The organism is Saccharothrix sp. CCNWYY140, assembly GCF_037401995.1.
In the GTDB taxonomy this organism is placed as follows: domain Bacteria; phylum Actinomycetota; class Actinomycetes; order Mycobacteriales; family Pseudonocardiaceae; genus Actinosynnema.
Genome location: NZ_JBBEGC010000045.1, coordinates 8,134 through 23,381, shown reverse-complemented (window position 1 = coordinate 23,381; position 15,248 = coordinate 8,134). Strand labels below are relative to the sequence as shown.

At 73.6% G+C, this 15,248-nt stretch carries 11 protein-coding genes; 9 read left to right on the top strand and 2 right to left on the bottom strand.

The features are described 5' to 3' along the window. Positions 1 to 8: 8 nt before the first annotated feature. Both eccCb and WBN91_RS20685 read right to left on the bottom strand, forming a co-directional pair. On the bottom strand, positions 9 to 4,262 hold the full coding sequence (gene eccCb, locus WBN91_RS20690) for a type VII secretion protein EccCb (RefSeq protein WP_337724224.1): 4,254 nt from the start codon (positions 4,260 to 4,262) through the stop codon (positions 9 to 11). A 4-nt stretch (positions 4,263 to 4,266) separates the two neighbouring features. Beyond that, complete coding sequence (locus WBN91_RS20685) at positions 4,267 to 4,668, bottom strand: hypothetical protein (RefSeq protein WP_337724223.1); 402 nt, start codon at positions 4,666 to 4,668, stop codon at positions 4,267 to 4,269. A 278-nt stretch (positions 4,669 to 4,946) separates the two neighbouring features. Here WBN91_RS20685 and WBN91_RS20680 point away from each other — a divergent pair, with 278 nt between their 5' ends. The 9 genes from WBN91_RS20680 to WBN91_RS20640 all read left to right on the top strand — a co-directional run bounded on the left by WBN91_RS20680 (position 4,947) and on the right by WBN91_RS20640 (position 15,097). Next, positions 4,947 to 5,774, top strand: a complete 828-nt coding sequence (locus tag WBN91_RS20680; protein WP_337724222.1) for a hypothetical protein — start codon at positions 4,947 to 4,949, stop codon at positions 5,772 to 5,774. After that, positions 5,771 to 6,715, top strand: a complete 945-nt coding sequence (locus tag WBN91_RS20675) for a polysaccharide deacetylase family protein (protein ID WP_337724221.1) — start codon at positions 5,771 to 5,773, stop codon at positions 6,713 to 6,715. The genes WBN91_RS20680 and WBN91_RS20675 overlap by 4 nt, the downstream gene beginning before the upstream one ends. Then, positions 6,712 to 7,914, top strand: a complete 1,203-nt coding sequence (locus WBN91_RS20670) for an O-antigen ligase family protein (RefSeq protein WP_337724219.1) — start codon at positions 6,712 to 6,714, stop codon at positions 7,912 to 7,914. The genes WBN91_RS20675 and WBN91_RS20670 overlap by 4 nt, the downstream gene beginning before the upstream one ends. Beyond that, entirely contained in the window at positions 7,889 to 8,938 is a 1,050-nt protein-coding gene (locus WBN91_RS20665) for a glycosyltransferase (RefSeq protein ID WP_337724218.1), read from the top strand. The genes WBN91_RS20670 and WBN91_RS20665 overlap by 26 nt, the downstream gene beginning before the upstream one ends. Next, a complete protein-coding gene (locus WBN91_RS20660; protein WP_337724217.1) occupies positions 8,935 to 9,837 on the top strand; it encodes a hypothetical protein in 903 nt (300 codons plus the stop codon). Before WBN91_RS20665 ends, WBN91_RS20660 begins: the two co-directional genes overlap by 4 nt. Positions 9,838 to 10,429: 592 nt before the next feature. Further along, positions 10,430 to 11,521, top strand: a complete 1,092-nt coding sequence (locus tag WBN91_RS20655) for a glycosyltransferase 87 family protein (protein WP_337724216.1) — start codon at positions 10,430 to 10,432, stop codon at positions 11,519 to 11,521. Further along, on the top strand, positions 11,488 to 12,924 hold the full coding sequence (locus WBN91_RS20650) for an oligosaccharide flippase family protein (RefSeq protein ID WP_337724215.1): 1,437 nt from the start codon (positions 11,488 to 11,490) through the stop codon (positions 12,922 to 12,924). The genes WBN91_RS20655 and WBN91_RS20650 overlap by 34 nt, the downstream gene beginning before the upstream one ends. Next, positions 12,921 to 14,006: a glycosyltransferase gene (locus WBN91_RS20645; RefSeq protein ID WP_337724214.1), complete on the top strand. Its 1,086-nt coding sequence runs from the start codon at positions 12,921 to 12,923 to the stop codon at positions 14,004 to 14,006. Before WBN91_RS20650 ends, WBN91_RS20645 begins: the two co-directional genes overlap by 4 nt. Beyond that, a complete protein-coding gene (locus WBN91_RS20640) occupies positions 14,003 to 15,097 on the top strand; it encodes a glycosyltransferase family 4 protein (RefSeq protein ID WP_337724213.1) in 1,095 nt (364 codons plus the stop codon). The genes WBN91_RS20645 and WBN91_RS20640 overlap by 4 nt, the downstream gene beginning before the upstream one ends. The last annotated feature ends 151 nt before the right edge of the window (positions 15,098 to 15,248 follow it).

The window sequence follows — 15,248 nt, the reverse complement described above, 5'->3', positions numbered from 1 at the left end:
GGGCTCGATCAGTCCGTACGTGGCTCGGTCCACGCGACCTGCACGCGCCGCTTGCCGTGCTTGCGGGTGAACAACGTGCCCCGGCCCGGCGGCTCCGGCGACGCTCGGACGTCGCCGACGAGAATGCCCTCCTCCTTCGAGCCCGACCCGATCAGGGTCGGCGACGAGACCTCCCTGAGGCTGCTCAGGATCGGGTCGTACATCGCGCGCGCCGCGCCACCCGCGCGGCGGGCCACGACGATGTGCAGACCCACGTCCTTGGCCTGCGGGATGAACTCCGCCAACGGCTGCAACGGGTTCTGCCCGCCCTGCCGTGCGACCAGGTCGTAGTCGTCGACCACCACGAACAGCTCCGGACCCTTCCACCAGGAGCGGTTCTTCAACTGCTCCTGCGTCACGTCCGCACCGGGCAGGCGACCAGCCATCGACCCGCGCACGTCCTTGATCATCTCCGTCAGCGCGGCCGACGACACGGCGTAGGTCAGGAGGTGGTCGGTGTCGATCAACCCGAGCATGGTGCGGCGGTAGTCGACCAGCATGATCAGCGCGTCTTCCGGGGTGTAGCTGCTCATGATGCCGCGCACGATCGTCCGCAGCATGTTCGTCTTGCCCGCCTCACCGTCGGCCAGCGCCATGAAGTGCGGGTCGGCGTCGAAATCCAGGAACACCGGGCTCAGGTCCGCCTCCTGCACTCCGATGGGCACCCTCCGGCCGACGCGCGCCCCCACCTGCGCCTCCAGGTCCTGGTACGGCAGCAGGTCGGGCAGCAGGCGGACGGCGGGCGCGCGCGGACCGCTCCACGCCCCGCTGATCCGGGTGACCGCGTCCTGCACACCGGCGGCGAGGTCGTCGACGGCCGACGAGCCGTCGATGCGCGGCAGCGCGGCCAGGAAGTGCAGCTTCCGCGGCGACAGACCGCGACCCGGACGACCGGCGGGCACGGTGGCCGCGACCCTCCGGTGCACCTCGGACTCGCTCGGGTCACCCAGCCGCAGCTCGAACCGCGTGACCAGGAGGTCCTTCATCGCGGGCCGGATCTCCGCCCAGCGGTTCGCCGCCACCACCACGTGCACACCGAACGACAAGCCCTGCGCGGCCAGCGCCTGGACCTGCGGCTCCAGTGCCTCGAACTCCTGCCGGAAGTTCATCCACCCGTCGATCACCAGGAACACGTCGCCGAACGGGTGCCCGGCGAGGTCGCCGCGTGCCCGGCGCTCGCGGAACACCGAGATCCCTTCGACGCCCTCCTCGCGGAACAACGCCTCGCGCTCGGACACCAGGGTGGTCAGCTCGGCGACCATCCGCCGCACCACGTCGGACTCCAGCCGGCTCGCGACCCGGCCGACGTGCGGCAGCGCCGCGAGCGGGCCCAGCGTGCCGCCGCCGAGGTCCACGCAGTAGAACTGGACCTCGCGGGGCGTGTGGGTCAGCGCGGTGGCCGTGATCAAGCTGCGCAGCAGGGTCGACTTGCCCGATTGCGGGCCGCCCACCACGACGCCGTGGCCCGCGCCGCCCGAGAAGTCCGCCCACAGCAGGTCGCGGCGCTGGAGGAAGGGCTCGTCCACGACGCCCACGGGCACCCGGAGCCGGCCGTTGGCGACGAACCCAGGCGCCGCCAGGCCCCGGTCCGGGGTGATCCGCAACGGCGGCAGGAGCGCGTCCACCGGCGTCGGGTCGCCCAGCGACGGCAGCCACAGCTGGTGCGCGGGCGGACCCTGACCGGCCACCCGGTCCACCACGACGTCCAGCAGCGACCTGTCGTCCCCGTCGTGCGGGCCGGACACGTAGGCGGCGTCGAACGCGACCAGGCGCGAGTCCTGGAGCCGCAGCAGACCCGATCCCGGCACGGGCGGCAGCTCGTAGGCGTCCGGCACGCCGATCACGGCCCGGGACTCCGCCGCGGAGAACGTCTTCAACGCGATCCGGTAGCTCAGGAACGTGTCCAGCCCGCGCAGCCTGCCCTCCTCCAGCCGCTGCGAGGACAGCAGCAGGTGCACGCCGAGGCTGCGCCCGAGCCGTCCGGCCGTGAGGAACACGTCGATGAACTCCGGCCGCGCGGTCAGCAGCTCGGAGAACTCGTCCACGCACACCACCAGCGCCGGCAGCGGCGGCAGGTCGGCGCCGGCCTCGCGCGCCCGCTGGTGGTCCCACACGTTCTTGTGGCCGGACTTCGCCAGCACCTCCTGCCGGCGCGCGAGTTCGCCGGCGAGCGCCTCCCGCATCCGGTCGACCATGTTCAGGTCGCTCTCGAGGTTGGTGATCACCGCGGCGACGTGCGGCGCCCGCTCGAACCCCTTGAAGGTGGCGCCGCCCTTGAAGTCCACCAGCAGCACGTTGAGCACCTCCGGCGAGTGGCTCGCCAGCAGGCCCAGCACCAGGGTGCGCAGCAGTTCGGACTTGCCGGAGCCGGTCGCGCCGACCAGCAGGCCGTGCGGCCCGTCGCCGCCCAGCGCGGCCTCCTTGAAGTCCAGCGCCACCGGCTCGCCCCGCGGCCCGACGCCGAAGGGCACCCGGTAGCGCTCGCGCTCGGGCCGCGCCCACCACGCCCGCCCCAGGTCGAAGGTCCGCGCGTCGCCCTCGACGCCCAGCATCTCCAGGAACGTCGCGGGCGGCACGTCCACCGGCTCCGGCGCGGCCTGCGCCTCGACCACGTCGTCCCAGCCCGGGAACGACGGGTCGCGCAGCCTGCGGATCACGTCGGAGACGCTGTCCTCGTCGTCGTCGGCGTAGGCGACCGCGCTGAGGAACCGCCGGTTGCCGTACAGGCCCCAGCCGGGCTGGTCGGGCAGCGTGGCGGCCAGCTCGGGGTCGATCTTGGACTCGCGCGGGTCGTCCAGCTGCATCTCCACCCGGCCGCGCAGCAGCGAGGTGAGCGGGGCGGGCAGCTCGTGCCACGTGCGGGCGGTGACGAACACGTGGATGCCGAAGTTCAGGCCCCGGCTGGCGATCCGGTGCACCTCGTCGTCCAGCTGCGGCAGCGCGTCGCGGAACTGCTGCCAGCCGTCGATGACCAGGAACAGGTCGCCGTGCTCGCCGGGCGGCAGCTCGCCGCGCTTGCGCAGCTCGCGGTAGGTGGACGTGCGGGTGATGCCCAGCACGCGGAACATCCGGTCGCGGGTCACCAGGTGCTGCCACAGCCACTCCAGCAGCCGCTGCACCTCCAGCGGCTGGGTCGGCGGGATCACCGACCGCAGGTGCGGCAGGCCGTCCAGGGCGCGGAAGCTGCCGCCGCTGTCCAGGCAGTGGAAGCTGACCTCGTCCGGGGTGGCGGTGTGGGACAGGCCGGTCATCAGGGTGTGCAGGAGGGTGGACTTGCCCGAGTAGATGCGGCCCACCACCGCCAGGTGGCCCTCCTGCCCGGCCATGTCGATGCGCAGCACGTTGTCCGACCGGCCGCCGTTGTGCAGCGCCTGCCCGATCGGCGAGACCAGCTCCAGCCGGACGTCGGGGTCCGCGGGCAGCAGCAGGTCGGTCAGCCGCGGCGACTCCGAGTCGGCGTCCACGACCAGCCGGCGCGACCGCACCTTGGCCACGCGGAAGGTGCCCTCGGACTTGTTGCTCATCGTCGGGGTCTGCTTGAGGCCGGTGCGCCGGACCTCGTCGAGCACGAACGAGTACAGCTCGTCGGCGTTGATCGTGTCCGAGCCGGTGCGCGCCGCCGCGCCCGTGCCGATGCCCTTGATCACCGCGTCGGTGAACGCCGACACCCGCTCCCGGCGCTCGTCGTAGAACAGCTTGTCGTGCTCGTAGGCGGCTTCCAGCTCGTTGGCCGCGGCCAGCACGAACGTGCCCTGGCCCAGGTTCTGCCGCACGTCGCTCCAGTCGCCCGCGCGCTGGGTCGGCCGGCGGGTGAACGCGCCGCTGTAGCAGCAGTCCAGCAGCACCAGCTTCAGCCGCGCCCGGCACTCCTCCAGCAGGTGCTGCACGACGACGCTGGGCACGGCGGTGGCGTAGGGGCGGGTGCGGTCGGTGTCGCTGGCGGCGAAGAAGAGCTGGTCGTGGTCGTTCTTCAGGCCGTGGCCGGTGATGTAGAGCAGGACCTCGTCGGTGACGTCCCGGTCGCGCAGGAAGCTCTCCAGCTCGCGCTCGAAGGTGGCCTTCGTGGGGTCGATCAGGACGTGCGCGGTCTCGAACTCGCCGACGTCGGGGTCCACCAGCAGTTGCGAGAGGGTCTTGGCCTCCCCGATGACCGAGTCGAGGGTGGTCAGCTTCGGGTCGAGGTACCGCGAGGTGGCGAACAGCAGGGCCAGGCGCTTGCCCATGTCCTCAGCGCACCGCCCCGCCGTCCCCGTTCGCGACGTCCGACCCGGCGGGCTCGGCGGACAGCAGTTGGGCGAGCACGTGCTGGTCCTTCTCCGAGACGCCGGTGAACTCCCAGGTCTCGTCACCGCGGCTGATCTTGACCCGCCGGTCCTTGGCGCGGTTGACGAACGCGATCACCACCCGGCCGATCGTGCCCACCGTGGTGGCCGACAGCGCACCGGTGACGACCAGCTCGGCGATCTGCGGCGAGAGCCCCGACTTGCCGCCCGCCGGCACCTCGCCGCTCGCCCGCGCGACGTTGACCAGGCCCAACGCCCGGATGTCGGTGAGCAGGGCGGCCGTCGACCGGTGCGTCTCACGCTCGTCGCCGTCACCGACGTCCACGCGCAGGGTCAGGTCGGCCATCCGGGATCTCCGCTTCCGTCGACGTGCTGGGGCTCGCAGCCACGCTATCCCAAACCCGCCGCCCGTCTGCACGGAACGCATCAGTCCGCTCACCCCCCGCTGTCGACAGCACGCACGGGTGGATCGAACCGGCTTTAGCGCGGCAACCGATCACAGACTGGTGATCAGCGCGAACGGCACTTCACTCGATCGAGTCATTCGACCATCGCCCGATCAGGCAAGGAAAAACGACGCCCTACGCTGCCGCCGGTCGAAACCCATTGGCAGGGAGTTGTTGCGTGCCCGGATACCTCGCACTCGCGGCGGCCACGGCGATGTACGCGCTGGGCATCGTGGCCCAGACCGTCGCCGCGCGGCGCACGCGGCACGGCCACGGCTTCGGGCTGCTCGCGCGGCTCGCCGGCGACCGGCTCTACCTGTTGGGCTTCGCGGGCCAGGTCGGGGGGTTCGTGCTGGCGTTCTTCGCCCGCGCGGAACTGCCGCTGTACCTGGTGCAGGCCGGGTCGTCGTGCGCGGTCGGGGTGGCGACCGTGTTCGGGGTGTTGGCGCTGGGGTGGAAGGTGCGCACGGTCGAGGTCGTCGTGCTGGTGGTGATGGCGGTCGGGCTGGTGTTGCTGGCCGGGGCCTCCGCGCCGTCGGTCGCGGACGACATCCCCGTGGAAAGCGGTTTCCTCTGGCTCGGCGTGCCGCTGGTGGCGACCTTCGTGGTGTCCCGGCGGGCCCGGAACGTGCTGCCGATCGCGGTCGCCGCGGGTGTCGGGTACGCCATCGTCGCCATCGCGAGCCGGTCGCTGGCCGACGAACCGCTGCTGACCCTGCCCTACTACCCGCTGGTGTGGCTGATGATCGCCGCCGCGCTGGTCGGCCAGGCGTGCATGGCCGCCGCGCTGCAACGCGGGTCGGCCACGTCCACGGTCGCCACGATGGACTCCGTGACGGTCGTGCTGACCTCCGTGGTGGGCATCGCCGCGCTGGGCGACCGGATCGCGCCCGGCCGCGAGTGGTGGGTGGTGGCGGGGGTCGCGCTGGTGGTCGGCGGCGTGCTGGCCCTGGGGTACGCGTCCCGCCTGGCGCCCAAGCCCGTCCCGGCGGAGGAACCGGCGTGACCGTCGCCAGCGTCTCCCTGGACCTCGACAACCTCTGGGCCTACCTCAAGACCCACGGCGACCCGGCGTGGGAGCGCAGGCCGAGCTTCCTCCCCCTGGCCACGCCCCGGCTGCTGGAGGTCTTCGGCGAGCACGGCCTGACCACGACGGTGTTCGTGGTCGGCGCGGACGCGGTGCGCGACGACGGGGCGCAGGCGGTCGCCGCCATCGCCGCCGCCGGGCACGAGGTGGCCAACCACTCCTTCGGCCACGAACCCTGGCTGCACCGGTACTCGCGGGTCGAGCTGGAGGCGGAGGTCGCGCGGACCGAGGACGCCATCGTGGCCGCCGGCGCGCCACGCCCGGTCGGGTTCCGCGGCCCCGGGTTCAGCGTGACGCCGGACCTGCTCGACGTGCTGGCCGCACGCGGCTACCGTTACGACGCCAGCACCCTGCCCACGTGGATCGGCCCGCTGGCCCGCTTCTACCACAACCGATCCGCAGCGTCCACTGAGGACAGTGCGGAGTTGTTCGGTGGCTTCGGGAAAGTACGCGCGCCGAACCGGCCTTACCGCTGGCACAACGGGGTCGTCGAACTGCCGGTGACGACCATGCCGTTGCTGCGCGTGCCGATCCACGGTTCGTACCTGTTGCAGTTGCACCAGATCTCACCGGCGTTGGCGCGCGGGTACTTCCGGACCGCGCTGCGGTTGTGCCGGTTGACGGGCGTGGGGCCGTCGTTGTTGTTGCACCCCACCGATGTGCTCGGCGCGGCCGAGGCGCCGGGGATGGAGTTCTTCCCCGGCATGGCCATCCCGGCGGTGCGCAAGGTCGAACTGCTGGGCTGGGTGCTCGGAATGCTGCGACGGCACTTCGAGGTCGTCGGGACCGGTGCGCACGTCGCCGCGCTGGGCGCGGAGTTGCCGGTGCGGGACGTCGGACGGCTGGAACGGTCGGGATGACGGCGTTGCTGCGGGTCCTGGCGTGCGTGACCGTGGCGCAGGCCCCGCTGGAGGGGTACCTGCTGGAGGTCCACGGACACCTGGCCAAGGTCGCGCCGGCGTTGCTCGCGGTCGTGTGGGTTGTCGCCAGGGTGAGGGAGCGGCGGTTCGTCACGCCGCACCCGCTGCACGCGGTCCTCGGGGCGTTCGCGGTGGTGTTGCTGGCGTCCACCGCCGCGCACGCGGGTGGGCACTACGCGGTCGACTACCTGCAACGGTGGCTGCCGTTCCTGGTGCTGACGGTGATCCTCGTCGACGTGGCCGCCCGCGAAGTCCCGGTGCGGGCGTTGCTGGGCGCGGCCGTCGTGGGGGCGGCGGTGGCGGCGGTCGGGGCGTTGTTCAGCCTGCTCGCGCAGGGCGAGGCGCGGGCGAGCGGGCCGCTGGAGGACCCCAACGACCTGGCGTACTTCCTGGTCGCCGCTTTGCCGTTGTTGGTGGCGTTCACACCGGGACGGAAGTGGCACGCGGTCGCGATGGCGCTGGTGGCGCTGGTGTTGGCGGCCGGGGCGGCGGCGACGTTCTCGCGCGGTGGGGCGTTGGCGTTGTCGGCGGCGGCCGTGTGGCTGGTGGCGCGGCGGGTGGTGCCGGTCAAGGTCGTGCTGGGCGGTGTCGCGGCGCTGGTGGTGGTCGCGGGCGGTGCGCTGGTGGTCGCCGGGCCGGCGTTGGACCGTGCCCTGCAAGAGAAGAGCTTCATCGCCGGGACCAATGTGGACACTCGCGGGCTGCGGTGGCAGGCCGCCGCGCGGATGGTGTCCGCGCATCCGGCGCTGGGCGTGGGTCCGGGCGGGTTCCGGGACCACTACCCCGCGTTCTCGCGCAACGCCGAGGTCGACGAGCAGACCCCGGTGGCGCACAACATGTACCTGGAGGTCGCGGCCGAGTTGGGGGTGGCCGGGTTCGGGTTGTTCGCCGGGTTGCTGGCGGTGGCGGCGGTGTCGTCCGAACGCGTGCTGCGCTCCGGCTGGCGCAGCTCCGGCTGGCGGGGTTCCGGCGACCGGCGTGCGATGGCGGCCGTGCAGGCGTCGCTGATCGCCGTGGCCGTGGCCTCGACGTTCCTGTCCCAGCAGTACTACCTGCCGCTGTGGTCGCTGGTCGCGGTGGTCGCCGCGGCCGATCTGCGTGTGAGGAGAGCCGATGCGTGTGCTGCACGTGATCGCTGAGATGGGCACGGGCGGTGCCGAGGCGCTGGTCGCCGGCATGGCCCGCGCGGGGGCCGAGTTCGGCTGGCACAGCGCCGTGGCCAGCGGCGGCGGGCACCGCGCGGAGGTGCTGCGCGGGCAGGGCGTGCCGACGTTCCCGGTGCCGGTGGCGCGGCGGCGGCCCGTGGGCGTGCTGCGGGCGACGGCCGCGACCCGGCAGGCGGTGCGCGGGTTCGAGCCGGAGGTGGTGCTGGCGCACAACGTGTCCGCGAGCATGGTGGCGCGGCTGGCGTTGGTGCCGAAGAAAGTTCCGCTGGTGACCGTGTTCCACGGGGTTGCCGATCGTGATTACGCCGGTGCGGCGAAGATCCTGCGCCGGACGTCCGGTGCGGTGGTGACCGTGGCGGAGGCGACGGCGTCGCGGCTGCGGGCCAACGGGCTGGACCCGGTGGTCATCCCGAACGCGGTGTTCCCGCAAGAGCCGCGGGTGGACCGGGCGACCGTGCGCGCGGCGCTGGGCGTGGCCGAGGACGTGCCGGTGGCGCTGTGCCTGGCCCGCCTGGAACCGCAGAAGCGGCACGACGTGCTGCTGGACGCGTGGTCGCGGATCGAGGGCGCGGAGCTGTGGCTGGCCGGCGACGGGTCGCTGCGGCTGGCGTTGGAGCGGCGGGGTGTGCGCGGGGTGCGGTTCCTGGGCAACCGGCCGGACGCGGCGGACCTGCTGGCGGCGTGCGACGTGACGGTGCTGACCAGCGACTGGGAGGGCATGCCGGTCGCGGTGCTGGAGTCGCTGGCGGCCGGGCGGCCGGTGGTGGCCACCGACGTGGACGGCGTCGGCGAGGCGCTGGCCGGCGGCGGCGGTCTGGTGGTGCCACCGCGCGACCCGGCGGCGACCGCGGAGGCGTTGGGCGCGCTGCTGTTCGACCCGACCCGGCGGGCGGAGGTGGGTGCGGCGGGCCGCGCGGCGGTGACCCGTGCCCACGACCCGAAGGTGTTGATGCGGTCCTACGACGAGTTGTTGCGGAGCTGGGGAGGTCGGCGGTGAAGGCACGACTGGTCGCGTGGCTGGGGAGGTTGGCGGTCGCGGCACGACCGGGCGCGTGGCTGCGCAGGCCCGGGGCGAAGGCGCGGCTGATCGGTGAGAGCGCTCTCGTGGCGCTGCTGGTGGGCGGGGTGGTCGTCGCGGCGACGCTGTTCGCCGGCGAGGAGCACCAGGCGCGGGTCAGCGTGCTGGCGACTCCGGTGGGGCCGCAGTACGGCGAGGTGGTGGCGCTGTCACTGCCCGCGCTGGTCGAGGTGGCGCGGAGCCCGTCCGTGGTGGCCAAGGCCGGGACGGAGGCGGAGCGCGTGTCGGTCGAGCTGGTGCCCGCGTCGGGGTTGGCGCGGTTGTCGGTGCGGGCGCCTTCGGCCGAGCAGGCGAGCACCGAGGCCGCGGCACTCGCGGCGGCCGTGGTCGAGGCGGACTTGTTGGCGCCGGCGGGCAGGTTGCGGGTGTTGGACACGCCGACCGTGGCACGGGTCGCGCCGGACTGGCCGTTGACGATCGGGTTGGCCCTGGCGGCGGCCGTCGCGGCCGGTGTGGCCGTGGCGGCGGTACGGCACTTGCGGGGGACGCGGGCCGCAGACGGCGTGCGGGCGGCGCTGGCGTCGGCGGGGGTGCGGCACCCGGTGGCGGTCGTGCCGGACGACGACCCGACGTTGGTCGAGCGGCTGACCGTGCTGGGGGCGGCGGCGCGGCGGCCGGTGCGGGTGGTGCCTGTGGTGCCGGCGGTGGCTTCGCGGGCGGAGGAGCTGGCGGAGGCGTTGCCGGACAAGGCCGCCGAGCCTGGGGATGGAGTGGCTTTGGTGGCCGTGGTGCCTCGGGAGGGGGCGCGGGCGGAGCTGGCGAGCGTGGTGGGCGCACGGCCGGCGGACACGACCGTGGTGGCGGTGGTGCTGGTATGAGCGGCGAGGTGCGCGGCCTCCGGCCCCCGATTCCATTGTCCCACGACGTACCGACAGATTCGGCCGTCGAGGCTCGGGAGGAATTGGCGCAGCGGCCGGCGGGCACGGGATCGGTGCGGCCAGCGGGCACGGGATCGGTGCGGCCGACGCCACGGTTCGCGGAGCCGGCGAGGCCCGCGTCGGCAGAGCCGGAGGGAACCGCTGGGCCGGCGGGAACGGCGGAGCCGGCGGACACGACCGTAGTGGCGGGGGTGCTGGCATGAGCGGCGAAGGGCGTGGCCTCCGGCCCCCGACTTCATTGTCCCACGACGTACCGACAGATTCGGCCGTCGAGGCTCGGGAGGAATTGGCGCAGCGGCCGGCGGGCGCAGGCTCAGCGAGGCCGGCGGGAACGGCGGCAGGGCCGGCGGGGGCGGCCGAGCGGCTGGCGGGAACCGCTGGGTCGGCGGGGTGGCGTCAGGGGGCGCGGCGGTGGGGGCCTCGGGGCGTGGGGGTTGTGGCTGGGGTGGTAGGGGTTTTGGGGGGTTGGCGGGCCTTGCAACCTGCCTTGAAGGTGCCGTTGCCGGGTGAGGGGAATCTGGCTGAGGAGCGGATGCAGGACTTTCGGGATGCGTTGTACTTCCCGATCCGCGAGTTCCTGGCCGGCGGCAACCCCTACGACCCGGCCGTGATGTTCGCGCACTGGCCCGTCCGCCAGAACTTCAACCTCTACCAGCCCTACCACCTCCTCCTGCACATGCCCTTCGCACTCCCCGGCTACCGCATCGGCGCGGTGGCGTTTGCGGTGGTGTCGTTGGGGTTGTTGGGGTTGCTTTCCGTGATGGCTGCCCGGAGGGTTCCGGGGACGTGGGTGGTGGGGGCCGGGGTGGTGGCGGCCTTGTTGGTCACCAGTCAGGTTGGCAAGGCGCAGTTGTACGTGGGACAGGTGAATCCGCTGATCGCTGTGGGGGCGGCGGGGGCGTTGTTGGCTCGGACCAGTCATCCGCGGTGGGCTGCGTTGGCGTTGGCGTTGGCTTGGCTCAAGCCGCAGTTCGGGTTGCCGTTGGCGATCCTGTTGTGTGCGCGTGGGTCCTGGCGGGTTGCGGCGGGTGGGACGGGGATCGCGGCGGCGGCCAGTCTGGTGGCGGTGGTGCCGCTGGTGTTGAAGGGCGGGTTCCTTGATGTCGTCGCGCGGAACCTGGAGCACGCTTCGCAGACGACCTATGGGGCCGTGGATTCGCTTACCTCGCAACGGGTTGATGTCGCGGCGGTGGTGTTCAGGGTTGCCGAGTGGTTGCCGCCGGGGGCCGAACTTGTGGCGCTTCTGGGTGTCATGGTGGTTTCGGTGGTGTTGGTGCGGCGGCTTGATCGGATCGGGGACGACACGGGGGCGGCGGATCTGCTGACGTGTGTCGCCGTGGTGGTTGCCGTGGTGCACCAACCCGGGGACGTGATCATCGCGGTGCCGGCGATGGCGGCTGCGGCGGTGGTGTGGTGGCGGCGGCGGCATGAACTGCGGTGGTTGGGGGTGGCCGTGGTGGCGTTGTTGGTGCCGTTCGCGCATCTGTACTTCGTGGACATGGTGATCCGCGAACTCGGTGGGGTGCGGGCCAGTGTCACCGTGGACGGGGTGGCGGTCGTCGTGGCGTGGGTGGCGTTGGTCGGGTTCGCGTGGGCACGGACGCGTGCCCGAACGTGCGCATGACGGGGGCGGTGCGCGGGTCGCTCTGGTTGTTCCTGGTGAACCTGGTCGGCAAGGCCGGCCAGGTCGTGGTCACGCTGGTGCTCGCGGCCTTCCTCACGGAGGAGGGCCTGGGGCTGGTCGCGCTGACGGTGTCGCTGGTGAACATCGGCCACGTCATCCAGTCGATGGGCGTCTACGACGTGATCAGCCGCACGAGCCTGGACCCGCACCGGGTCGCGGGCACGCTGCTCACCCTCAGCGTCGGCACGGGGCTCGGGCTCGCGCTGCTCCTCATGGCGAGCGCGGACGTGCTCGCCGCCGCACTGGACGCGCCCCACGCCGCCCCGCTGATCCGGCTGGCCGCGCTGAGCCTGCCGTTCACCGCCGCGGGCGGCGTGCAGCTCGGACTGATGCACCGGGACCTGGACTTCCGCCGCCGGCTGGTGCCCGACGCGGGTAGCGCGCTGCTCGGCGCGGCGGTCACGGTGGTGCTGGCGGTGCGGGGTGCGGGGCCGGTGTCGCTGGTGGTGGGGCTGCTGGTGACGGCGGTCGCGCTGCCGGTGCTGGGCGCGGCGGTGGGTGTGCGGGTGCGGCCGTGCTGGGACGCCGGGGCCGCCGTCGAGTCGCTGCGCTGGATCGCCGTCGTGGGGCCGGGCGCGTTGGTCGCGGTGCTGCTGGTGAACGTCGACTACCTGGCGATCGGGCACGTCCTCGGCCCGGAGGCGGTGGGCGTGTACTCGCTGGCCTACCGGATCGCCTGGGTGCCCTACATCGTCGTCGCGGTCGTGTTGGGCGGGGTGCTGTTCCCGTTGTGCGCCAAGCTGATCCGCGCCGGCGAGCCGGACGAGGTGCCGAGAGCGACGGGGCGGTTCACCCAGGCCGCGCTGGTGGTCACCGGCGGCCTGTACGCGGTGACGGCGGCGATGGCGGACCGGGTGGAGCTGTTCGGGGCGCGCTGGTCGCCGGCGGCGGTGCCCTTGGCGGTGCTATGCCTCTACGGGCTGGGGCTCGGGTTGCTGCACCTGTGGTACCAGGTGCTGCGCGCCGCCGGGCACGCCCGCCGCTACCTCGCGCTGGAGCTGACCCACCTGGTGGCCCTCGTGGTGGCGCTCGCCGTGGTGACCCGGCACGGCGTGGTGGCGGTCGCCGTGACGCAGGCCGCCGTGGTCTGCGTCCTGGTGCCGGTGACGTGGTTCGTCCTGGCGCGCAACGGTCTCGCGCCGCCCCGGCTCGGTCGGGCGCTGGTGACGACCGGGGTGGCCGCCGCCTGCTGCGTGGCGATCGCGGGACCGGTGGGCGCGGTGTTCGGGCCGTCGCCGACCGGCGCGGTCGGGGAAGGTCTGGTCCTGGTGCTCGGCTACACGGCGGTGGTCCTGCTGGTGGACCGCCGCACCGTGCGTGAACTGCGTGAGGTGCGTCGATGAGGGTCGTGCACGTGTCCCAGCCGGTGGAGGCGGGGGTGGCGGCGGTGGTGCTGGAACTGGCGGCGGCCCAGCGGGAGCTGGGCTGGCGGGTGGACGTGGTGTGCCCGCCCGGGTGGCTCGCCGACCGGGTGCGGGACGTCGGCGTGCCGGTGCACCCGTGGTCGGCCACGCGCGGCCCCGGCCCGTCCACGGCCCGGGAAACCCGTGCGCTGCAACGGGTGTTCCAGCGCCTGAACCCGGACGTGGTCCACCTCCACAGCTCCAAGGCCGGGCTCGCGGGGCGCCTGGCCCTGCGCGGGCGGCGGCCGACGATCTTCCAGCCGCACATGTGGTCGTTCCAGAGCGTCGGCGGCGCCCTCAGGCACGCCTCGATGGCGTGGGAGCGGTACGCGGCGCGCTGGACCGACCAGCTCGTGTGCGTGAGCGACGACGAACTGGCCCTGGGCCGCGCGGTCGGTGTGGGCACCCCGGCCGAGGTGGTGTGCAACGGCGTCGACACGCGGGCGCTCAGGCCGCGCAGCAGGGTCGCCGCGCGGCGGCGGCTCAACCTGCCGGACGTGCCGACCGCGGTGTGCGTGGGACGGATGGCGCAGTTCAAGGGCCAGGACCAGCTGCTGGCGGCGTGGCCGGCGGTGCTCGACGCCGTCCCGGACGCGCACCTGGTGCTGGTCGGCGACGGACCGATGCGCGAGCAGTGGCAGGCGGGCGGGCACCGGTCGGTGCGCTGGTGGGGCCACGACACCGCGGTCGCCGACTTCTACACCGCCGCCGACGTGGTGGTGCTGCCGTCGCGGGCCGAGGGGATGGCGCTGGTGCCGTTGGAGGCGATGGCCAGCGGCCGGTCCGTGGTGGCCTTCGACGTCGGCGGGGTGCGGCAGAGCGTGGGCGAGGCCGGGGCCGTCGTGCCCGCCGGGGACGTGCCCGCGCTGGCGGCGGCGGTCGCCGCGCGGCTCGCGGACCCGGTGCTGGCGGCGGGTGAGGGCCTGGCCGGGCGGCGGCGCGCCGAGGTGCTGTTCGACTCGACCCGGGTGTGCGACCAGGTCGCGACCTTGGTGGACAAGCTGGTGGGAGGGACCCGATGAAGACCGACACGGTGAAGATCGCCTACCTGTTGACGCAGGACCGGGGCGGCCCGGTGGACGTGACCGTGCGGCTGGCCGCGACGCTGATCGCCGCCGGGCACGACGTGCGGGTGTTCGGGCCGGTCCCGGCGCGCGGCGCGGAGCTCATCGACGGGCACCACACGGAGGTGTCCGTGGCCACCAAAGGCGACTTGAAGGCGGGTCGGCAGGCGCGGGAGGCGCTGCGGGCGTGGGGACCGGACGTCGTGCACGCCCAGGACCGGCGGGCCGGGCTCGTCAGCGCCGGATTGCGGTTGCGGCACAAGGTCGTGCAGACCTACCACGGGGTGCCCGACGACGTGGCCGAGCCGTGGTTCCGGGGCGCGGCCGGGGCGTCCGGGCCGTCGAAGTACACCCGCACGGTGCTGGCCGCCGACGCCGGGGTGGCGCGGTTCGTGCACCGGACGGTGGTGCCCGCGCCGGCGATGGGCGAGTTCCTGGTGCGGCGGCTGCGCGTGCCGGCCCAGCGCGTGACGCACATCGACAACTGCGTGGACCTGCCCGCGTGCTGCCCGCCGTCCGGGCCGGTGCGGCGGCTGGTGTTCGTCGGGCTCCTGGTGGAGCGCAAAGGTTTGCTCACCCTGTTGGACGCGTTGGCCCGGCCGGGGGTGATGCCCGGGGACGCGTCGCTGACCGTCGTCGGCGACGGGCCGCTGCGGACGGAGGCCGAGGACCGCGCACGCCGCGACCTGCCCGGACGGGTGGATTTCCTGGGCTTCCGGGCGGACGTGCCCGACCAGCTCCGCCGCCACGACGCCCTGGTGCTGCCGTCCACGATGGAGCAGCAGCCGCTCGTGGTGGCCGAGGCGATGGCGGCCGGGAAACCGGTGGTGGCCACCGACACCGGCGGGGTGGCCGACATGCTGTCCGACCCGGCGAGCCTGGCCGCGCCCGGCGACGTCGCGGGGCTGGCGGGCCGGCTGCGGGCGTTGTTCGCCGATCCCGACCCCGGCACGCGGGGCGCGGCCTTGGCCGACCGCGCCCGGTCCCGTTTCTCGCCGGTCGTGTGCGCCGACCGCCACCTGGACCTCTACCGGGAACTGCTGAACTGACCCGCCGGCCTCCGCCGAGCACCGCCGGCGACCCAACCCACCGCACCGCACCGGCCTCCGCCGAGCACCGCCGCCGACCCAACCCACCGCACCGCACCGGCCTCCGCCGAGCACCGCCGCCGACCCAACCCACCGCACCGCACCGGCCTCC

What these genes read in the sequence shown, in the direction of transcription:
- eccCb (WP_337724224.1), bottom strand. Translation starts at nt 4,262, where the DNA reads ATGGGCAAGCGCCTGGCCCTGCTGTTCGCCACCTCGCGGTACCTCGAC.
- WBN91_RS20685 (WP_337724223.1), bottom strand. Translation starts at nt 4,668, where the DNA reads ATGGCCGACCTGACCCTGCGCGTGGACGTCGGTGACGGCGACGAGCGT.
- WBN91_RS20670 (WP_337724219.1), top strand. Translation starts at nt 6,712, where the DNA reads ATGACGGCGTTGCTGCGGGTCCTGGCGTGCGTGACCGTGGCGCAGGCC.
- WBN91_RS20665 (WP_337724218.1), top strand. Translation starts at nt 7,889, where the DNA reads ATGCGTGTGCTGCACGTGATCGCTGAGATGGGCACGGGCGGTGCCGAG.
- WBN91_RS20655 (WP_337724216.1), top strand. Translation starts at nt 10,430, where the DNA reads ATGCAGGACTTTCGGGATGCGTTGTACTTCCCGATCCGCGAGTTCCTG.
- WBN91_RS20645 (WP_337724214.1), top strand. Translation starts at nt 12,921, where the DNA reads ATGAGGGTCGTGCACGTGTCCCAGCCGGTGGAGGCGGGGGTGGCGGCG.
- WBN91_RS20640 (WP_337724213.1), top strand. Translation starts at nt 14,003, where the DNA reads ATGAAGACCGACACGGTGAAGATCGCCTACCTGTTGACGCAGGACCGG.